The sequence below is a fragment of the Polaribacter ponticola genome (genome assembly GCF_026191475.2).
In the GTDB taxonomy this organism is placed as follows: domain Bacteria; phylum Bacteroidota; class Bacteroidia; order Flavobacteriales; family Flavobacteriaceae; genus Polaribacter; species Polaribacter ponticola.
Map to the genome: position 1 here is coordinate 130,439 of NZ_JAOSLC020000002.1, position 21,946 is coordinate 152,384.

12 protein-coding genes and 2 pseudogenes are annotated in these 21,946 nt (G+C 29.2%); 8 read left to right on the forward strand and 6 right to left on the reverse strand.

What is annotated here, in order from left to right; translation table 11 throughout:
* Positions 1 to 91: 91 nt before the first annotated feature.
* Positions 92 to 253, reverse strand: coding sequence for a 50S ribosomal protein L34 (rpmH, locus tag N5A56_RS00945; protein ID WP_026775082.1), 162 nt, complete (start codon positions 251 to 253; stop codon positions 92 to 94).
* Between the two features lie 227 nt (positions 254 to 480).
* Between rpmH and N5A56_RS00950 the strand changes: the two genes are divergently transcribed.
* Positions 481 to 2,094, forward strand: coding sequence for a CTP synthase (locus N5A56_RS00950; RefSeq protein ID WP_265724194.1), 1,614 nt, complete (start codon positions 481 to 483; stop codon positions 2,092 to 2,094).
* A 204-nt stretch (positions 2,095 to 2,298) separates the two neighbouring features.
* Positions 2,299 to 4,197, forward strand: coding sequence for a membrane protein insertase YidC (gene yidC, locus N5A56_RS00955; protein ID WP_420793177.1), 1,899 nt, complete (start codon positions 2,299 to 2,301; stop codon positions 4,195 to 4,197).
* A 458-nt stretch (positions 4,198 to 4,655) separates the two neighbouring features.
* Here the strand turns inward: yidC and N5A56_RS00960 are convergent, their stop codons facing one another.
* The 3 genes and pseudogenes from N5A56_RS00960 to N5A56_RS00970 all read right to left on the reverse strand — a co-directional run bounded on the left by N5A56_RS00960 (position 4,656) and on the right by N5A56_RS00970 (position 10,162).
* Positions 4,656 to 5,963, reverse strand: coding sequence for a sugar MFS transporter (locus tag N5A56_RS00960; protein WP_265724193.1), 1,308 nt, complete (start codon positions 5,961 to 5,963; stop codon positions 4,656 to 4,658).
* A gap of 220 nt (positions 5,964 to 6,183) precedes the next feature.
* Positions 6,184 to 7,186, reverse strand: a pseudogene (locus N5A56_RS00965) (isoaspartyl peptidase/L-asparaginase family protein).
* 43 nt (positions 7,187 to 7,229) lie between these two features.
* Positions 7,230 to 10,162: pseudogene (locus N5A56_RS00970) on the reverse strand (GH92 family glycosyl hydrolase).
* A 62-nt stretch (positions 10,163 to 10,224) separates the two neighbouring features.
* On the opposite strand from N5A56_RS00970, the gene N5A56_RS00980 reads away from it, so the two are divergent.
* The 6 genes from N5A56_RS00980 (at position 10,225) to N5A56_RS01005 (ending at position 20,282) form a co-directional block, all read left to right on the forward strand.
* Positions 10,225 to 12,477: a beta-N-acetylhexosaminidase gene (locus N5A56_RS00980; protein ID WP_265724190.1), complete on the forward strand. Its 2,253-nt coding sequence runs from the start codon at positions 10,225 to 10,227 to the stop codon at positions 12,475 to 12,477.
* A gap of 223 nt (positions 12,478 to 12,700) precedes the next feature.
* Entirely contained in the window at positions 12,701 to 13,405 is a 705-nt protein-coding gene (locus tag N5A56_RS00985; RefSeq protein ID WP_265724189.1) for a copper homeostasis protein CutC, read from the forward strand.
* A complete protein-coding gene (locus N5A56_RS00990) occupies positions 13,398 to 16,022 on the forward strand; it encodes a beta-mannosidase (RefSeq protein WP_265724188.1) in 2,625 nt (874 codons plus the stop codon). The genes N5A56_RS00985 and N5A56_RS00990 overlap by 8 nt, the downstream gene beginning before the upstream one ends.
* Before the next feature lie 225 nt (positions 16,023 to 16,247).
* The gene (locus tag N5A56_RS00995; RefSeq protein WP_265724187.1) at positions 16,248 to 18,563 is read left to right on the forward strand and encodes an outer membrane beta-barrel family protein; all 2,316 of its coding nucleotides are present in this window, start codon (positions 16,248 to 16,250) and stop codon (positions 18,561 to 18,563) included.
* A gap of 280 nt (positions 18,564 to 18,843) precedes the next feature.
* Positions 18,844 to 19,611, forward strand: a complete 768-nt coding sequence (locus N5A56_RS01000; protein WP_274270128.1) for a sensor histidine kinase — start codon at positions 18,844 to 18,846, stop codon at positions 19,609 to 19,611.
* Positions 19,608 to 20,282, forward strand: coding sequence for a LytR/AlgR family response regulator transcription factor (locus N5A56_RS01005; RefSeq protein ID WP_265724185.1), 675 nt, complete (start codon positions 19,608 to 19,610; stop codon positions 20,280 to 20,282). Before N5A56_RS01000 ends, N5A56_RS01005 begins: the two co-directional genes overlap by 4 nt.
* Positions 20,283 to 20,494: 212 nt before the next feature.
* On the opposite strand, the gene N5A56_RS01010 is transcribed toward N5A56_RS01005, so the two are convergent.
* Both N5A56_RS01010 and N5A56_RS01015 read right to left on the reverse strand, forming a co-directional pair.
* A complete protein-coding gene (locus N5A56_RS01010; RefSeq protein ID WP_274270129.1) occupies positions 20,495 to 21,454 on the reverse strand; it encodes a glycosyltransferase family 2 protein in 960 nt (319 codons plus the stop codon).
* Positions 21,455 to 21,457: 3 nt separating this feature from the next.
* Positions 21,458 to 21,907 carry a hypothetical protein gene (locus N5A56_RS01015; protein WP_265724184.1) on the reverse strand — a complete coding sequence of 150 codons (450 nt, stop codon included), beginning with the start codon at positions 21,905 to 21,907 and terminating at the stop codon, positions 21,458 to 21,460.
* Positions 21,908 to 21,946 lie beyond the last annotated feature (39 nt).

The window sequence follows — 21,946 nt, forward strand, 5'->3', positions numbered from 1 at the left end:
GTTTAAGTTTACAAAAATAGTTCGTGTTTGGGTATAAAAAAAGGTGTTACTTAAAAAAGTAACACCTAATATATTAACAATTGTTAATCATTTATTTTTTATGTCTAGTTTCAGATGAAACAGAAATTTTCTTTCTTCCTTTTGCTCTTCTACGAGCTAATACTTTTCTACCATTAGCAGAAGCCATTCTTTCCATGAAACCGTGTTTGTTTCTTCTCTTTCTCTTTGATGGTTGGTACGTTCTTTTCGGCATTATTATGTATTTTTAAATATCTTCTTTATTAATTTTACTGCTTAACAATTTACACCTTGTTAAAAGCGTGTGCAAATATACAACTGTTTTTATTTTTGACAAACAGTATTTTAAAAAAATGAATTATTTTTATCTTTTACAAAAGTACTCTTTTTTTAAATGTTTTTAGTGTTTTTTATTTGTGATAAAAACGAGAGTTAGTACTTTTGCCCAAACCTAAAAGAACCATGAGTAATACTAAATACGTTTTTGTAACAGGAGGCGTAACTTCATCACTTGGAAAAGGAATTATTGCTGCATCATTAGCAAAATTATTACAAGAAAGAGGCTTTTCTGTAACTATCCAAAAACTAGACCCTTATATTAATATAGATCCAGGAACATTAAACCCATATGAACATGGAGAATGTTATGTTACCGAAGATGGTGCTGAGACTGACTTAGATTTAGGTCATTATGAGCGTTATTTAAACATTCCTACAAGTCAGGCAAACAATGTTACTACGGGTAGAATTTATCAATCTGTAATTAATAAGGAAAGAAAAGGAGAGTTTTTAGGAAAAACTGTACAAGTTATTCCTCATATTACAGATGAGATTAAACGTAGAATTCAAATTTTAGGTGAAACTGGTGATTATGATATTGTAATTACAGAAATTGGTGGAACTGTTGGTGATATAGAATCTTTACCTTATGTAGAATCTGTTCGTCAAATGCTATGGGAAAAAGGAGAAGACAATACAATTGTTATTCATTTAACATTGGTACCATATTTAGCTGCAGCAGGTGAGTTAAAAACAAAACCTACACAACATTCCGTAAAAATGTTAATGCAAAGTGGTGTTAGCCCAGATATATTAGTATGTAGAACAGAGCATGAAATATCTGATGATATTAAACGTAAATTAGCGTTATTCTGTAATGTTAAAACTGAAGACGTTATACAATCTATAGATGCAGAAACAATTTATGATGTTCCTAATTTAATGTTAGATCAAGGTTTAGATGAAGTTGTTTTGAAAAAACTACAGCTTTCATCACCACTAAAACCAGAGCTAAAAGTTTGGAATAACTTTTTGCAAAAACATAAAAACCCTAAACACGAAGTAGAAATTGCTCTAATAGGTAAATATATAGAGCTACAAGATTCATACAAATCAATAACAGAAGCCTTTATTCATGCTGGTTCTACTCATGAAACAAAGGTAAATGTAAGATGGATTCACTCAGAAAGCTTAACTCCTGATAACTTTGCAAAACAACTAGAAGGTGTTAATGGTATTTTAGTTGCACCTGGTTTTGGAGACAGAGGAATTGATGGTAAAATTAAAGCAGTACAATATGCAAGAGAAAACAATATTCCTTTCTTCGGAATTTGTTTAGGAATGCAAATGGCGGTAATTGAGTTTTCTAAAAACGTATTAGGTTTAAAAGATGCTTTTTCTACAGAGATGAAGAAAGATGCTGTAAACCCAGTTATCAATTTAATGGAAAGCCAAGAAAATGTTACCGAAAAAGGTGGTACAATGCGTTTAGGTGCTTGGGATTGTAAAGTAGAAAAAGATTCTAAAACATATAATGCGTATAAATCAGAAAACATTAGCGAACGCCATAGACATCGTTATGAATTTAATAACGACTATTTAAAACAAATAGAAGCTGCTGGTATGAAAGCTACAGGTACAAATCCAAAAACTGGTTTAGTAGAAGTTGTAGAAATTACTAATCACCCTTGGTTTGTTGGTGTACAATATCATCCAGAATATAAAAGTACGGTTTTAAAACCGCATCCTTTATTTGTAGATTTTATTAAAGCTGCTTTAAAACAATCTAAAAAATAAGATACTAAATCTAGTTCAATAAAAAGGGAACACTCTTTGAACTATATAATGTAACTAAACTAATCGTAGTAAAATTAAGTATAAACAATACTCTTTTGCTACATTTGTCGGTTTTTCATTAATACTGAAAAACAAAAAATGACAAAATGACATTTTAAATTTACACATGGAACAAAAAAATTCGATTTAAATTCTTTTATTGGTATGATTCTTCTTGGAGGAATTATGCTTTGGTATTTTTATATGAATGCCCCCGAAGCTGAAGTAGAAACTACAAAAACCGAACAAGTAATTGATGCTTCTAAAAATGTAGCTACAGATCAAACATTTGCAAATACAACTCCAACTGTTTTAAATGATTCTTTACAACAAGTTGCAGCAAAAAACAAACTAGGTGCATTTGCAAGTAGTGCTATAAATGGATCTGAAGGTAGCTCTGTTATAGAAAATGAGTTGGTTAAATTAACGATTGATAATAAAGGTGGACAAATTATTGAAGCTTTAATTAAAAACTACAAAACTTACGATTCTCTACCTTTATATATGATTAAAGACAACAACGCGTCTTTTAACATTAATTTTGGTACAACAGACAATAGAATTTTAAATACAAAAGATTTATTTTTTGAACCTGTTTTAACTAAAAACGGAAACAATTCTGTATTATCTATGAAACTGAAAGTTTCAGAAACACAGTTTTTAGAATATAGGTATGAAGTTAAGCCTAATAATTACATGATAGATTTCTCTGTTAGATCTCAAGGTTTAAGCACAGTTATCAATTCATCTAATCCTATTAATTTAGATTGGTCTTTAAAAGGTTTTAGACATGAAAAAAGTTTAAAAACAGAGAATACAATGTATTCTTATTACTATTATAAAACAGATGACGAAGTAGATTATTTAAATGCTGGTAATACAGAAATTGTAAATGATTTAGATTGGGTAGCTTATAAACAACACTTTTTTACTAGTAATTTACTAACAGACACTCCTTTTTCAAATGCTACTGTTACCTCTACAGACTTAGTAAATGATATTAAAGTTGATACCTTATTTACTAAAAAATACGAATTAAAAACTCCTTTAGCTTTAACAGGTGGTGAGTTAAATTATAATATGAAATGGTTTTACGGACCAAGTGATTATAATTTATTAAGCGGAGAACAATTTATAGGAACGGATTTAGACCAGATTGCAGATTTAGGTTGGGGAATTTTCGGCTTTTTAAACAGAAATTTATTTTACCCTGTATTTAACTTCTTAAAAGGTTTTATGGGTAATTACGGGTTAATAATTATATTAATGACGATTGTTGTTCGTATTTTCATGTCGCCTTTAGTATATAAATCTTATTTATCTAGTGCAAAAATGAAGGTTATAAGACCTGAACTTACAGCATTAAATGAAAAATATCCTGGAAAAGAAAATGCAATGAAGCGTCAACAAGAAACTATGGCGATTCAAAGAAAAGCTGGGGTTAGTATGATGTCTGGTTGTATACCTGCCTTATTACAAATGCCTGTTTTCTTTGCTTTATTTAAGTTTTTTCCAACAAACATATCTTTAAGACAAGAAAGTTTTTTATGGGCAGTAGATTTATCTTCTTATGATACAGTTTTTAAACTTCCGTTCGAAATTCCTTTTTATGGAGATCATGTAAGTTTATTTCCAATACTAGCTTCTATTGCTATTTTCTTTTACATGAAAATGAACCAAAGTCAACAAGCTAACATGCAAGCACCACCACAAGAAGGTATGCCAGATATGAGTAAAATGATGAAGTATATGATTTACTTCTCTCCTATTATGATGTTATTTTTCTTTAACAACTACGCGAGTTCATTAAGTTTATACTATTTTATATCTAACTTGTTAACGATTGCTATAATGTTAGTAATCAAGCACTATGTAATTGATGAGGATAAAATTCATGCACAAATTGAGGAAAACAAAAAACGCCCTGAAAAAGCGAAGAGTAAGTTTCGTCAAAAAATAGACGCGGCAATGAAACAAGCACAAGAGCAACAAGCTGCACAACAGAAAAAAAGAAATAAACTAAAAAAATATTTCTTTCATATAAATAAAAAAACCAAAACTTAATTGTTTTGGTTTTTTTATTTTGTGAATTAGTGTTTTTATATTGATTCTAATTCTTAAAGAAAAAATATTCATGAACTTTAAACATAAGATATTAAAACATCGTAAATTTAAAATTGTAACCTCACAAACTCTCTAAAAATAAATACTTTTTTGATTTAGATAAAATAGTAAAATTTCTAATAGGTCAGAAAAAAGAATTACATGGATTTTGTATTTGTAAATTTTAATGAATTTAAAATTTAAAGAATACCCTAAAAAACATCAAGTAAAAGAAATTATCTTCAAATAAAAATCAACAATTAATATGGTATTTCTTACTCTAAAGTGAGTAATTAATTTAGCAATTTTTAAAATCTACAAATAACTTCGTACAATTTCTAACAAACTAAATATTATTGAATCCCTATAATTATTTCTATGTTTAACTAAAATATAAATTACTGACAATTACACTTTCTTTAATTTAAATTTACCAAAAAAAGGATATAAACGTAACATAAAATTGTTAACACAAATGCTGTTTTAAAACCTACAGAATCTATTAAAGAGCCAAATATAAATGGAATAATTGCTCCACCAACAATTGCCATACATAATAAACCAGATGCTTGTGCTTTTAAATCTCCCAAACCATCTAAGCTTAGTGTGAAAATTGTTGGAAACATAATAGAATTAAACAAGCCAACTGCTAAAATAGACCACATAGAAAGTAATCCTGTGGTGTTAATTGAAATTAAAATCATGGTAATTGCTAAACCTGCAAAAATTGCTAACACTTTACCTGGTGCCATAATTTTGGTTAAATACGCACCTACAAAACGCCCAATCATTGCGCCACCCCAATAAAAGATGACAAAAATACCTAATAACGATTTTGGGTCTGAATCTGTAAATGTTTTATTAAATGTGCTTGCAATGGTATTGGCAATATTCATCATAGTTTCGTTTTGAGATACTACTGGCGCTAGATTCATATCTGTAAAATAATTCACTAAAAAACTTCCAATAGCAACTTCTGCACCAACGTAAACAAAAATACCCAATGCACCCATTAACATTAATTTATTTTTAAGCAATGTTAAATATCCACCTTTAGGATTTTCTTGCATTACTTTTGGTAATTTTATAAAGCCAAAAATTAATGCTAAAACGGCAATGGAAGCAGCTATTAATATAAATGGAGTTTGAACTGTTGCTGCTTCAGCAATATAATAATTGTTTTTTTCTACTTCTGATAAAAGTTCTATTTCGGTTGATGTTTTTACAGAATCGCTCAATAAAAACAAGGCACCAACAACAGGTGCAATGGTAGTTCCTAAAGAGTTAAACGCTTGCGATAAGTTTAAACGACTACTTGCACCATCTTCACTACCCAACAAAGCAACATACGGATTTGCAGCCACTTGCAATACAGTAATACCGCCTGCAAGTGTAAAATATCCTATTAAAAACACAGGAAAAGACCTCATTGAAGCTGCAGGATAAAACAACAAACAACCTAATGCCATGGTTAGTAAACCTAAAACGATTCCTTTTTTATAACCGATTTTCGACAAAATAAATCCTGCTGGCAAGGAGAAAACGAAAAAAGCTACAAAAAATGCAAATTGTACCAAAACAGTTTTTGCATAAGACATTTCGAAAACATCTTTTAATCTTGGCACTAAACTATCTACCAAAACGGTTATAAAACCCCAAAGAAAAAATAAGGTTGTTAAAAAAATGAAGGCGCTTTTATATGATTTTTTGGTAGTTGTTAATGACATACTTTTACTTTATTGTTTTTGATTAAGGCTTGTTAGCTTTTAAAATACTGATTATTTTTAATGTCCAAAAAAATAAAACTAAAAAAATAGTTTATGTAGAAAATTGCAAATATTTTTAGCCCTGATTGTAGCATTTGTTTGAGCTCTTTTTTGATATGCTGATTTTTATCAGCACGAAGAAAAAGCGAGTGCGAAAAGCAGGAAATAGCTTCTAAAAAATTTATGCTTTATTAAAATAATTTGATTGTATATTTTTGTTTTCTCCGTTTTTAAATAGATTGTAACTAAACCATTGATGGATGGAATACGCGCCTGTTTCTCCTTGTTTATTTACCGCAATATAACCAACTTGAAAGTTTTTAAAATCTTTACCTGGTTTATTTACAATTCTTCCAATTGCAATTTCACATGCTTCTTGTGGGGTTTTTCCTTGTCGCATTAATTCTACAATTAAAAAACTACCAACGGTTTTTAAAACTTCTTCTCCCAAACCAGTTGCAGATGCGCCACCTACTTCATTGTCTACAAATAATCCGCCACCAATAATTGGCGAATCTCCTACTCTACCTGCTAATTTATAAGCCAAACCACTTGTGGTACAAGCTCCAGAAATATTACCATCTTTATCTACCGCTAACATTCCAATTGTATCGTGGTTTTCTATATTGATAATCGGTTTGTATTCTGATTTTATTTTCCATTTTTCCCAAGCTTTTTTAGAAGCTTCGGTTAGTAAATTTTCTCTTTCAAATCCTTTAGAAACGGCAAATTGTTCTGCTCCTTCACCAACCAACATAACATGTGGTGTATCTTCCATTACTTTTCTAGCCACAGAAATTACATGTTTAATGTTTTTAACACCTAAAACGGCTCCGTAATTCCCTTTTTCGTCCATTATACAAGCATCTAGTGTTACATTACCATCTCTGTCTGGCAAACCTCCTTTACCTACAGATTGCCCTTTTTCGTTTGCTTCTTCTATTCTACAACCTTGTTCTACAGCATCTAGTGCAGAAGCTCCTTTTGCTAAATATGCTGCTGCAGTTTCTACAGCTAAATCGGTTTTCCAGGTTGCAATTACTAATGGTTTAACAGATTTTATGGTTGAAGCTACAGTTTTTTTCGGTTGGTTTTGTCTCATCACAACTTATTATAGTTGATGAAACTACAACCAAACCTAAACCTGTTGCCGATGCTTTTTTTATAAAATTTCTACGTTTCATTTCTATTAACTTTTATTTGTTTTTATGTCTCTAAATGATAAGTTTATTGTTTTATTTGAATTTCATCTACAAATAACCAACTTCTACCATTGTGTTTATATCCTAAATGCCATTCTGGAAGTTGCCCTAATTTATTTGCTACTACTTTAATATATCTAGCTTTTTTTAACACTTTAGCTTTCACTTTTTCTATTTCTACTTTATTTGATTCATTTATTTTTTTCAATTTTGGCGTAAAAATAGGATCAAATTTTTTACCGTTAATAGAAATTGAATATTGAACGCTGGTTGGTAAGAATATCCACGAACGTTGGTCTTTTAAAAAACCTACTTCTATTTCTTTAATATCTTTTACTTTTCCTAAATCTACAATGGCAACTACATCTGTATCAAAATAACCTTGCCAAGTACCCGTTCTAAAATCTTCTGCACCAACAATACCGTCTATTAAAGCATTATCTCCACCAGCATTGTATTGGTTTGCAAATTCGCTTTGTAATTCAATTTTTAAGTTTGGATCTATTTTAAAAAAATCAGTAGTAATTATTGTGCTTTTAGAGTTTCCTTTTTCTGCATATACTTTTAAAGTCGCTTTATCAGAAATTGTAAAAGGTTGTTTATATTGCTGAAAATCATCTCCTAAAGTATAGTAAATACTTGCTTCTTTATCTACATTTTGTAAACTAACTTCTGTACTTCCTTTAAAAGCAATATCTCCTTTTGCAATAAACGGTGCGGCTACAATTAAGTGCTCTTTAATTTCTGTTGAAGGAATAAATTCATCTTTCGTTCCCCAAGAAGTTGGCTCATTTGTCATTTCAAAAACCAAACTTCCGCCCTTCATAATATCTGTATGATTGATAAAAGAATTCTCATAATTAGTTCCATTTAACAAAACCGATTTAATGTATTTATTTTCTGATGAAATATTATTTGCTTGTACTGTAAACGATTTTCCTGATTCTAAATTAATAGTTGCTTTTTTAAATAAAGGAGCACCAATTATATATTGATTTGCTCCTGGAGTTACAGGATAAAAGCCTAAAGAACTAAAAATATACCAAGCACTCATTTGTCCACAATCTTCGTTTCCTGAAATTCCATCTGGAGTATTTGTGTACAATTCTGTTAAAATCTGACGAATTTTTTCTTGAGTTTTATAAGGTTTATTTACAAAATTGTATAAATATGCCATGTGATGACTTGGCTCATTTCCATGTGCATATTGCCCAATTAAACCAGTAATATCTAATTGATGACGACCAGAAGTTTTGTTTTCTGCTACAAACAATTTATCTAATTGATTTTCTAATTGTTGCTTACCTCCTAATAAATTCATAAAACCAGTAACATCTTGTGGCACATAAAAACTGTATTGCCAAGAGTTTGCTTCTGTGTAATTAAAATTAACTTCATAAGGATCAAAAGGTGCAAACCAAGTATTTCTAAAACGACCTCTCATAAATTGAGATTCTGGATCAAAAACATTTTTATAATATTGTGCTCTTTCTGAGTAAGTTTTATAATCTTCATCTTTTCCTAATGATTTTGCCATTTGTGCAATTGTCCAATCATCATAAGCATATTCTAAAGTTTTAGACACAGATTCACTTTCTTTTTCCACAGGAATAAATCCGAAGTTTTTATACGAATCCAATCCTAATTTATCACGAGTAGCAGAATGTTTCATCGCTTTAAAAGCTTTCTCTATATCATAATTTTTAATGCCTTTTAAATACGCATCTACAATAATTGGCACTGCATGATAACCAATCATACAACCTGTATAATTACCTGCTAAATCCCAAATTGGCATAATACCACCTTCATCATATTTGGCTAAAAAGGTGTTTACAAAATCGTTAGTTTTTTCTTGTTCAATGATTGTATATAAAGGATGTGCAGCTCTATAAGTATCCCACATAGAAAATACTGTATAATAATCAAAATCTTTAGATTCGTGAATTTTTAAATCCATTCCTCTGTATCTTCCATCTACATCTTGATATAAATTTGGTGCAATTGAAACGTGATACATAGATGAATAAAAATTTGTCTTATTATCTAGATTTGAATCTTCAATTACAATTTTTTCTAATTGCTCTTCCCAAAAATCTTGTGCCGTTTTTTTAACTTGTTCAAAAGTTTGATTTCCTATTTCTCCTTTTAAATTTTTCTTTGCACCTTCAATATCAACTGCAGAAATTCCGATTTTGATAAAAACAGGCTCGTTATTTGGGTTGTTGAATTTCAAGGCTATTTTTTGAGCACCTTTCATTCCTTTTTTTCTGGTGATTGTAACACATCCGAAAATGAGTGTGATGTTTCAATTGCAAAAAACAATCGTTGATCTGTTGCCCAAGCACTAGAAAAACGATGTCCTGTTAATTCTGTATCAGAAACTCTATTAATTTTTGCATCTAACACTTTATCTCTGTGCAATAAATCTAAAATTACAAACTGATTTTCTTTGGAAGGAAAAATGTACTTATGAATTCCACTTCTTTTTGAAACTGTCAATTCAACATCAATATTAGTATCATCTAAATGCACTTTATAAAAACCAGGCTCTGCAACTTCTTTATCATGAGAAAACTTAGATTTATACCCTTCTTTTCCATCTGCTCCATTATTAAAAATCTGCTTATCTGTTGGCATCAGTAAAATATCTCCATAATCAGAAACTCCTGTTCCACTTAAATGCGTGTGCGAAAATCCGTAGATTTCATCATCTGAATAATGATAACCAGAACAACCATCCCAACCATCTAAACGTGTATCTGGAGACAATTGCATCATACCAAAAGGCATTGTTGCTCCTGGATATGTGTGTCCATGACCACCTGTTCCAATAAACGGATTTACATAAGAAATAAGATTTTTATCTTTTTTTGCATTAGAAACTACAGTTGGTTTCTGACAAGAAATGAAAGCAAAAAAGACAAATAAAAGTGAAATTTGGATAGCTTTTTTCATGATTTTATAAATATAAATTTTTGTCTAAATTAGCAAGATAGCGATAATCAATCAATTAACATATGGGCACTTTTAGACTAACAACACGTTTTATAATACACACAACAATAATACTACTATTAACAGCATGTTTTAAAGAAAATAAAAATCCAATTTCGTCATTAATAATACCAATTCCTACAGAACAGGTTATAAAAAAAGGAGCTTTTCTCTTAAATAGCCAAACAAAATTAACATTTGATAAAGAATTAGAAGACGTTGCAACTTTCTTTAAATCTTATGTTGAAAATCAAAAAAATATTGAATTAAATAGTGGTGAAAAAACTAAAATTCATTTTAAAATTGATACATCAATTACTAATAAAGAAGGTTATCAATTAACTATTTCTACTTCAGAAATTACGATTGCTGCTAAATCACAAAAAGGCGCTTTTTATGCTTTTCAAACAATCAGACAATTATTACCTTCTGATTTTGAAGCATCTAAAGAAAATGAATTTGCAATTCAATGTTTAGAGATTAAAGATGCTCCTCGTTTTTCTTACAGAGGAATGCATTTAGATGTTGGTCGTCATTTTTTCTCTGTAGATTTTATCAAAAAATACTTGGATTTAATGTCGATGTTAAAAATGAATACTTTTCATTGGCACTTAACTGAAGATCAAGGTTGGAGAATTGAAATTAAAAAATATCCAAAATTACAAGAAATTGCTGCTTATAGAGATGAAACTTTAATTGACCATTATAATGATCAGCCTCACAAATTTGATGGAAAAAAATATGGCGGATTTTATACTCAAGAAGAAATTAAAGAAGTTGTAAAATATGCAACGGAAAGACAAATTACCATAATACCAGAAATAGAAATGCCTGGACATTCTCAAGCTGCAATTTCTGCATATCCTGAATTAGGTTGCACAAATGAACAAGTTAAAGTCGCTACAAAATGGGGCGTTTTTGAAGAAGTGTACTGCCCAAAAGAATCGACTTTTAAATTTTTAGAAGATGTAATTGATGAAGTTGTTGCTTTATTTCCTGGAAAATACATTCATATTGGTGGCGATGAAGCACCTAAAACGAATTGGAATAAATGTAAACATTGTCAGAAACTCATCAAAAAAGAAGGCTTAAAAAACGAGCATGAATTGCAAAGTTATTTTATCACCAGAATGGAAAAATACATCAACATTAAAGGAAAACAAATTATTGGCTGGGATGAAATTTTAGAAGGTGGTTTAGCGCCTAATGCAACAGTTATGTCTTGGCGAGGAACAAAAGGTGCAATTGAAGCTGCTAAAGAAAAACACAACGTAATTTTAACACCACAATCTCATTGTTATTTCGACCATTATCAATCTACTAATGAAAATGAGCCCATTGCTATTGGAGGTTTTTTACCTTTAGAAAAAGTATATAGTTTTAACCCGATTCCTAAAGAATTAACTAAAGAGGAAGCAAAATATGTATTAGGAGCGCAAGGAAATGTTTGGACAGAATATATGCAAACTCCAGAAAAAGTAGAATATATGGCTTTCCCAAGAATGATTGCTTTGAGTGAAGTTGTTTGGTCTAAATCAGATACAAAAAATTATAACGAATTCGTAAAAAGATTAGAGTTCTTTAATAAAAAATTAGATGTAATAAATGTAAATTATGCAAATCATCTATATGAAGTTTCTGGTAAATTAATTAATAAGGATAGTCAAATTAGCTACCAATTAGAAACTACAACAAAAGGGAAAAATATTTTATTTACAACCGATGGTTCTAATCCATTAAATACTTCAAGTAAATATTCTGATAAAATTAAAATTGATAAAAGCGTAACAATTAAAGCTGCAGTTTTTAATATTGAAGGTAAACAACTTGGCAATATTTTTGAACAAAAAATAAACCTACACAAAGCTGTTGGTAAAAGTATTTCTTTAAAAGTAGCACCTCATAAATCTTATAATGCCGGAGGAAAACAAGCCTTTATAAATGGAATTTCTGGTAACAACAAACGTTATGGAGATAAAGAGTGGTTAGGTTTTAATGGAGATGATGTAGAAATTACAATTGAGTTTGATAAACCAACAGATATTAATTCAATTTCAACCCGTTTTCATAATGGAAATGGACAATGGATTTATGCACCGAAAGAGGTTTTAATTAGTTTTGATGGAAGTTATTTTGAAGGTTATGAAATAGGTCTTTCTGAAAATTTATTAGTGAATTTTAACCAAACTTTTAAGCATAAAAAAAGCAACCCTAATTCATTTAAAAATACCAAATTATGGAATTATTCCTTCGGGAAAACAAGGTGCAGGTCATAAATCTTGGTTATTTATTGATGAAATAATCGTAGAATAAAAATATGCTGTCTGTTCGAGTGAATTTTTGAAGAATAAAAAAACATCTCGATACAATTTTGATAAAAAACTCAAAATCACTCGATATAACAAATACTTTAAAAGAGGATAAATTACATAACAAAGTAAAAGATTATCTAAATAAGATTGCCACGTTATTCTTCTTCGCAATGACAAATAGAAAATTATGAAATTAGAAATTTGCGCAAACTCATATCTATCTGCAATAAATGCTCAAAAAGCGGGAGCAGACAGAATAGAATTATGTTCTGAACTCTCTGTTGGTGGAATCACACCCTCTTATGCCATTTTAAAAAAAATATCAGAAGAAATTACGATTCCTGTAAACGTGTTAATTAGACCTAGAAGTGGAGATTTTTGTTATATAGATGATGAGTTTTCTTTGATGAAAGAAAACATTTTACTTTGTAAAAAACTGGGTTTTAATGGTATTGTTTCTGGTGTTTTAAATACTGATAATTCCATAGATATAGAAAGAACAAAAGAATTAGTTGAACTTTCAAAACCCTTATCTTTTACGTTTCATAGAGCTTTTGACTGTGTTGACAATCCGCAAGAATCTTTGCAACAATTAATTGATTTAAAAGTGGATAGAATTCTTACTTCTGGTCAAAAGTTAAAAGCAGAAAACGGAATTTATCTTTTAATTGAATTACAACAATTAGCAAAAGATAAATTGATAATTCTACCCGGAAGCGGTATAAATGCTAAAAATGCACGCATTTTTAAAGTAGCAAAATTTAAAGAAATTCATGCTTCTGCATCTAAAATCATTGATAAAGAAAGTACTATTTTCTTTGATAAAACACCACAAACCATTTCTGATTTTGAAAATATTAAAGAAATACTAAACGTTATTAAAGATGCGTAAAACATTTTCAAAAATGTCTTTTCAAGTAATTTTGAGTTTTTTCTCAAAATTGTATCGAGAACTTTTTATAAAATTAAATTACTTATTCTCGATACAAATTTTAAAGTTTCACACTTTAAAACTCACTCGAATTGACAGTAATTTAAAAAAATATCATCTACTATATTATTTATCAATTATAGTGTTTTATAGCTGTTCTACTATAGAAAAAGACACACCTATAAAGACAACATTAACCAATAATTGGCAATTTAAAGGCGTTGACACTTTAGATTGGAAATCGGCTTCTGTTCCTGGAAATATTTTTACAGATTTATTAGATCATAAAATTATTGAAGATCCTTTTATCAAAAATAATGAAGAAAAAGTACAATGGGTTTCAGGTAAAAATTGGGAATACAAAACCACATTTCAATTATCAGACAAAATTTTAAAGAAGAATAACATTGCTCTTAATTTTGAAGGTTTAGATACCTACGCTTCTATTTATTTGAATGATTCCTTACTAGGACAAACAAATAATGCTTTTAGAAAATTTAACTTTAATATTAAAAAAATTGCAAAAAAAGAGAATCAACTTAGAGTTATTTTTACAAATACAGCTTCTAAAGAAGAAATTGCAGCGCATAAAAATCCATATAAATTACCCGAAGGAGAGCGAATTTTCACAAGAAAAGCACAATTTCAATATGGTTGGGATTGGGGACCAAAATTAAATACTTCTGGTATTTGGAAAGACATTTATATTAATGCTTGGGACGATTTAAAATTTGAAAACATCTTTATTAAACAGAAAGAACTCAACAAAGAAAAAGCTACTTTATCGGTTGAAATTACTATTGAAAGTGCTACCGATAAAAATGTAAACCTGTTTACCAAAATTAATAGAGAAGTAATTTCTTCGAATCTAACGCTAAAAAAAGGGAAACACACATATAAAGTTCCTATAGAAATTATAAATCCTACTTTATGGTGGACACATAATTTAGGTGATCCTTATTTATATCATTTTAATTTTCAGTTAATTGCTGATGGAAAAATAAAAGATGAGAAATCAATAAAAAAAGGCTTAAGAATTATAAAACTGATTACCGAAAAAGATACTATTGGCGAATCTTTTTATTTTGAATTGAACGGAAAACCTGTGTATGCAAAAGGTGCGAATTACATTCCGCAGAATAGTTTTCAGAATAAAGTTAACGATAATCATTATGAAAAATTATTGTCTGATGTTGTAAACTCTAATATGAATATGTTACGTGTTTGGGGCGGAGGAATTTATGAAAATGATGTTTTTTACGATTTGTGCGATGAAAAAGGAATTCTAATTTGGCAAGATTTTATGTTTGCTTGTGCTATGTATCCAGGAGATATAGCTTTTTTAGAAAACGTAAAAGAAGAAGCAAAACAACAAGTTAAAAGATTACAAAATCATGCTTCTATTGCTTTATGGTGCGGTAATAATGAAAATTTAGAAGGTTGGAAACGTTGGGGTTGGCAAGCAAATAGAAAAGAAAAAGAGAAACAAGAAATTTGGAACGATTATTTAATTGTTTTCGATACCATTCTACCAAATATAGTTGCTAAATTTAGTGAAACTGATTATTGGGAATCTTCACCAAAATACGGACGTGGAAATCCTAAATATGAATTTGAAGGCGATGCACACGATTGGTGGGTTTGGCATGATGCTACTCCGTTTGAACATTTTGAAGAAAAAGTTCCTAGGTTTATGAGCGAATTCGGTTTTCAGTCTTTTCCGAGTTTTGAGACTTTAAAATACATCAATCAAAGTGATGCAATTGATTTAAAAACTGATGGAATTAAATCGCATCAAAAACACATTCGAGGTTTTCAGCTGATTAATGAATATATGACGCGTGATTATAATGTTCCTACAAATGATGAAGATTATGCGTATGTAAGTCAATTATTACAAGCCAAAGGAATTGTTATGGGCATTGAAGCCCACAGAAGAGCAAAACCTACAAATATGGGGACTTTATATTGGCAATTAAACGATTGCTGGCCAGCAATTTCTTGGTCTAGCATCGATTATTTTGGCAATTGGAAAGCGTTGCAATACAAAACCAAAAATGCTTTTGAAAACGTTTTAATTTCTTCTAAAATTGAAAATAATGCTGTAAAAACGTTTGTTATTAATGATACTTTCGAGAATATAACAGGAACTTTAAAACTAAAAATTATTGACTTTTACGGAAAAGAGATTTGGTCTGATGCAAAAGAGATTGAAGTTTTAGGAAATAGCAGCAAACAATATTATAACTTTTCTTTAAATGAAATTAATAAAAACACTACTGTTTTAGTAGCTGAATTTAATAATGAAAAATCTTATTTCTATTTTGCAAAACCGAAAGATTTAAACTTACCAAAAGATGAAATTCTTAAAAGTATTACCAAAACTGACAAAGGATTTTTTATCACTTTAGAAAGTACTGTTTTACAAAAAGATTTATTTTTATTTACAAATGATAAAGGGCATTTTTCTGATAACTTTTTTGATTTGTTGCCAAATGAAAGGAAAATTATTGAGTTTGAAACTAATGCTAACTCTTTGGATAATTTACAATTTAAAACATTGAATACGATTGAATAAAAGGGTGTTTATCCTCTTGATTTTTAAAATCTAAAAAACTAACTTCGCTAACTATGAATATAAAACATTGAAACGTTGCATATTCATGTTAACGTTGTAGTGCATTTTAAAGAAGCCCCTGTTTTTAGCCTATTCTTTCACAGAGCAATAAAGTACGTTTACATATTAAAGTTTTTAAATAGTTAGCATAACAGCAACTTTGTTTTGAATTTAAAAACTATTATTTTGAAACGTATATTAATCTTACATTTATTATTGCTTTTTATAGTTACATCAGTATCTGCTCAAAAAACAAAATTAAAAGGAATTGTAATTGACAGTATTACACAAGAGACAGTCCCTTTTGCGGCTATAGCAATTTATAATAAAATTGAATTAGTGGATGGTGTATCTGCTGATGAAAATGGAAAATTTCAACTAAATACGAGTAAAGCATTTACACATCTAGAAGTTAGTTTTATTGGTTACGAAACATTGCGATTAACTTTTTCAGAAATTGAAAATAAAAAAGAATTGGTTATAATATTACAGGTTGATACTACTGTGTTAGAGGAAGTAATGATTAAAGGAAAACGAACCACAACACAACTTAAAATAGACAGAAAAGTCATTAATCTTGGTAGTGATATCCAACAAGCTGGTGTAAATGCATTAGAAGCTTTTGACCAAATCTCTGAAGTACAAACCGATATTGCTACTGGCACTATTTCACTACGTGGCAGTGATAATGTAAGTGTTTTGGTAAACGGCAAACCTTCTTCATTAAGCGCTACAGAATTATTACAACAAATTCCGTCTTCGTCTATTGATAGAGTGGAAATTATAACCTCACCTTCAGCAAAACACAAGGCCAATGGACTTTCTGGAATTATCAATATAATTTTAAAGAAGAATATAAATTCAGGATTGAACTTAGGGCTTAACACATCAATTGGAACCAGACGGCATAGTTATGGTTTAAATGGAAATTATAATTTGTCTTCCATAAATTTTCGCTGGAACGCTTCAAAATCGAACAGTAAAGAAACTAATAATCAAACGATACATCGTCAATTTAATAATGGGAATACCGAGAGTATTTTTACGCCTTATAAATTTGATGGAGGTGTTTACAAAATTGCTGCTGGGTTAGATTTCTATATTAAAGACAGACACGAATTTTCTTTTGAAATAGATTACACAGATGATTCTCATAATTATTTTAACAAATCAAATTATTTTAATGTAACAGCACACGATGATTATGAGTTTTTAAGAGAGAATAGCCACTTTCATTATGTAACCATATTTAATGCAAACTACAGGTTAAAATTTGATGACAGTCAGCATTTTTTAGAATTAGATTACAATATAAATAGTAGTAATAATAATTATCCAATAACAGATTATGAAGATAACACACTTTTATTTAAACAATTTTTAACTGAAGATTTTGTGTTGCAATCCTTAGCTTTAGATTACAATTTTCCTGTTAATGATAAATTAATTATTGAGACAGGCTTATCTCTAGACACACAAAAATTAAATAGTCAAGATATATTTACTCCAGTAAATGAGGTATCTACTAAAAATCAATTTGAATATGATGAATCTTTAGTTAGCTTATTTGGATTAGGTAAATTTTCTTTAGGCAAAATAAACTTACAGGCTGGGTTGCGCTATGAATATTTCAAATCTAATTCAAAAAATAAGGCAACTAATTTCAAATCATCACAAAAGTTCTTAAACCTATTTCCTTCTTTACATATTTCATACCCCATAAATGATGGCAACACACTAAATTTGGGGTATAGTAAGCGAGTGTCAAGACCAAATTTTCATCACATTAATGCGTTTCAAATTGTTAACCCTCTTTATATTTGGAGATTTAATCCAGATATAACACCAGAACTTACTGATAATATTGAACTTAGTTATCAAAAAAGTGCTAAAGGATTCAATTTAGGAATTACAAGCTTTTATAGACATAGAAAAAATGTAATTTTATGGACAGAATCTTCAGAAAATGACAAACAAGTATTTCGTTATGAAAATTCAGGCGCATTTAATTCTTTTGGGATTGAAACATCATTAAGATATAAATTGACACCTTTTTTGGATTCAAGGCTTTCAGGAAATTACTATTTTACTAAAATCAATCAAAGTTCAGCAGTTACTTGGGATAGAACATATGCTTCCAATATTCAATTTAAGAACACAATTAATATTAGTGAAAATTTCACAGCTGATATAACGTATCTTTACACACCAAAACGTCAAAACACATTTAACTATGTGAAATCTAGAAACAGATTAGATTTTGCTATAAACGGACGGTTTATAAAAAATAAACTCTCTGTAAACTTAAGAATCGTTGATGTTTTTAATAACAATTTTATAAATAGGACTAGTAAAACAATTAATTTAAGTCAAAATACTATTTGGGGTTTTCAGTCACAAACCCAGAACTTTTTATTGAGTTTAAATTACAAATTGTTTGAAAACAAAGAAAGGTTTAGAAGTAGAAAAGACAGAAAATATAATGAAACACCTATAGATTAAGTTTTACAAAAATGGAAGGTAACGTTTTTAAAGAAAGAGCATTTATTGAAAAATTTCGAGCCGGAGAACCTTTTTTACATATGGGTTTTTGGACTATATACTTGTTATTTCCTTTTTTTAAATCTATTGGTAGAAAAACACCATATCATTTTTATAGTGAGTTAAATGATTTAATTTTTGGGCTGATTGTGTTTTATGTGTCTTATTTGCTCTTTTTTCCTGCTAAAAAAAACTGAGAAATGTAATATTATTATTTATTCTCTTTTGTATCGTTGGATACTTGAATTTACAAGTCCACAATTGGTTATTTAAAGGAACACACTCCTCTTCTTTTTTAAGTTATTATGCGATAGGTTATATTTCCACCTATACTGTTTTGTCATTGTTTGCCTATTTCTTATACTCAATTAAAGAGTCTTATAAAAAACAAATTGCTTTAGAAGATGCTTATAAAAAGAAGCAACAAGCAGAATTGTCTGGATTAAAATCTCAAATTAATCCGCATTTCTTGTTTAACACTTTAAACACTATTTACTCAAGTGCATTAAAAAAAGATGACAAGACAGCTGAAATGATTTTAAATTTATCTGATATATTTAGATATGTTTTACATGAAGGACAAAATGAATACGTTTCTTTAAAAAAAGAAATCGCACATTTAAAAGATTATATCAATCTACAAGAAGAGCGTCTTTTAGATAAAATAAATATTGATTTATCAATAAATATAGATAACGATGAAAAGGAAATTGCTCCTTTATTATTAATTTCATTTGTAGAAAATGCGTTTAAATATACAAGCCTTTTAAGAGATTCATCGCATCTTATAAAAATAAAAATCACATTAAAAGACAATGCATTTACTTTTTATTGTGAGAATCCGTACAATGAAAAAGCAAAAAGAGATATTGATTCAAATTGGAAGAAAAGTGGTATCGGCATTGCCAACACTAAAAAACGACTTGAATATTTATATCCCAACAATCATCAATTGCATATTCTTGATGATAACAAGCTTTTTAAAGTAACACTTAATATCCAATTATGATTCATTGTATAATTTTAGAAGACGAAAAGCCAGCTCAAGAAGTGTTGCTAAGTTATATTAACAAAACTCCTTTTCTAGATTGTATTGGCATTTATGAAAATGGGTTGGACATTACTCAAGACAAATTACTACAAGCAGATATTTTGTTTCTCGATGTTCAATTACCTGAGTTAAATGGAATATCTTATTTGAAAACAATTACCAATCCACCAAAGGTTATTATAACCACAGCATATTCCAATTATGCTATTGAAGCTTTTGAAGAATCCGTCGTAGATTACTTATTAAAACCTTTTTCTTTTGAGCGCTTTTTTAAAGCCGTAAACAGAGTTAGAAACAATTTAATTCATCAAAAAAAGGAAATTGATAAGAACCTGTTTTTATATTCAGATAAAACCTTGTACAACATACATATCGATAACATCTTATTTTTAAAAGCAGAGGTTGATTATGTAAAAGTAATTACCGCAGAAAAAAGCATTTTGGTTTTAGATAGTTTGCGTAATTGGAATGAAAAACTACAAAATTTCAGATTTATACAGATACATCGTTCGTTTATTATCAATATAGACAAAATCACAAAAATATACGGAAATCAAGTATTTATTGGTGACCAAGTAATTCCTATTGGTAAAACATATAAGGAACTATTTATTAAAAAGATTAAATGACGGATGATTTTGAAAACCAGGTGAACGAAAAAAAGCGCACTACAACAAAGTACTGTGGTAAAAAACAAGTAAAAACTCATTAATTTTGCACTAAATTACTTTTATAGTTGTTATCATATATTAATCCTGATTTTGCAATTGCAAAAGCCTGTTTTAGTAACTTTACTACTAAACCAACGCAACTAAATCTTGTACAAACACGTTAGCGAATCTTATATTTTTTTGGGATAAAACTTCGATTCTAAAAAACCCAATCCATATCCTAAAAACTGCGTTAAAGAAGTTATCATGCTTAAAAAAGCTACATATAAGTTTTTATTCTGAAATAATGAATCTAAAAAAATTGCTAGAAAATAAAATCCGTAGAAAAAAAGTAATTGATAGTAACCAAAAATTGCTAAAATAACACTGACATCTAAACCTAAAATAAACAAACTAGGAAACCAATAGGTTGGTTTTGCAGTTGCTGGATATTTTTTATTTAAAATAGGTCTTGCAGTACCAAACCCAAACGTTTGTTTATAAAACTGTCTAATTGTACTTCTACGTTTATGATACACAAACGCTTTTTCAATCAATTGTGTTTCAAAACCATTTTCCCACAATCTGAAGGTTAAATCAATATCTTCTCCGTTTTTCATTTTAGAAAAACCTTCTGTTTTTTCGAATGCCTTTATTGACAGTCCTAAATTGAAACTTCTTGGTTGAAATTTACCAACAGTTTGTTTTTTACCACGAATTCCGCCTGTTGTTAACACAGAAGTCATAGAATAATTAATTGCTTTTTGCAAAGATGTAAAACTTTTATGAGCTGCATCTGGTCCACCAAAAGCATCCGTAAAATTGTTTTCTAAAGCATTTTGCACTTCTAACAAATACTGTTCAGGAACAATAACATCTGAATCTAAAATAATAAAATAGTTTCCAGAAGCATTTTGCATTCCGAAATTTCTGCTTGCTCCTGCTCCACTGTTTTCTTTAAAAAAGTATTTTAAATCGAGCTGAGACTCATACTTACTTACAATTTCTTCTGAAGAATCAGTAGAACCATCTTCAATAATTAACACCTCAAAATGAGTAGAAAAATCTTGCTTAGTAAGACTTGCTAATAACTCGTCTATTTCTTGCGGACGATTGTAAACTGGTATTATGATTGAGAATGCGAACTTCAATACCTATGATGTTAAAACAGAAAGCGCAATTTTGTTTCCGTTGATTTCAAAATGAACTTCATCAAAAGTTTGCTCCTTAAAAGAAGCAGCTTCTTCTTCAGATATGTTGTAATCAATTTTAGTAATAGATTTTTTAACTTTACTAGAAAAATCAGATTCAATCTTATTTTCATCAGATTCTAATTTTAAAGTTTGCGAATCATTAATAAAAGTAAGTGTACTTCCTTTTTTACTTTTCAAATTGGTAGCACTCACAATAATGGTTTCCAAAATTAAAAATCCTCCTAATTCATTTACTCTTAAATATAAATCGGCATAATCAGAAGTTGCAAACTTATCGATTCCAACAGTTTTTATATTTTCTTCAATTTGAATATCTACTTCTGTTCTTTCCATTACATTAAAACTTGCTGTTTGTTTTAATGCCTTGTCAACTTTCTTAAAAAATCCCATTTATAAAAATTAAATTCGTGAGTAAAAATAACAAAAAAA

Bases quoted from the DNA above. Each gene is read 5' to 3' on its own strand.
- rpmH (WP_026775082.1), bottom strand. From the start codon at position 253: ATGCCGAAAAGAACGTACCAACCATCAAAGAGAAAGAGAAGAAACAAA.
- N5A56_RS00950 (WP_265724194.1), top strand. From the start codon at position 481: ATGAGTAATACTAAATACGTTTTTGTAACAGGAGGCGTAACTTCATCA.
- yidC (WP_420793177.1), top strand. From the start codon at position 2,299: ATGATTCTTCTTGGAGGAATTATGCTTTGGTATTTTTATATGAATGCC.
- N5A56_RS00960 (WP_265724193.1), bottom strand. From the start codon at position 5,963: ATGTCATTAACAACTACCAAAAAATCATATAAAAGCGCCTTCATTTTT.
- N5A56_RS00980 (WP_265724190.1), top strand. From the start codon at position 10,225: ATGGGCACTTTTAGACTAACAACACGTTTTATAATACACACAACAATA.
- N5A56_RS00985 (WP_265724189.1), top strand. From the start codon at position 12,701: ATGAAATTAGAAATTTGCGCAAACTCATATCTATCTGCAATAAATGCT.
- N5A56_RS00990 (WP_265724188.1), top strand. From the start codon at position 13,398: ATGCGTAAAACATTTTCAAAAATGTCTTTTCAAGTAATTTTGAGTTTT.
- N5A56_RS01005 (WP_265724185.1), top strand. From the start codon at position 19,608: ATGATTCATTGTATAATTTTAGAAGACGAAAAGCCAGCTCAAGAAGTG.
- N5A56_RS01015 (WP_265724184.1), bottom strand. From the start codon at position 21,907: ATGGGATTTTTTAAGAAAGTTGACAAGGCATTAAAACAAACAGCAAGT.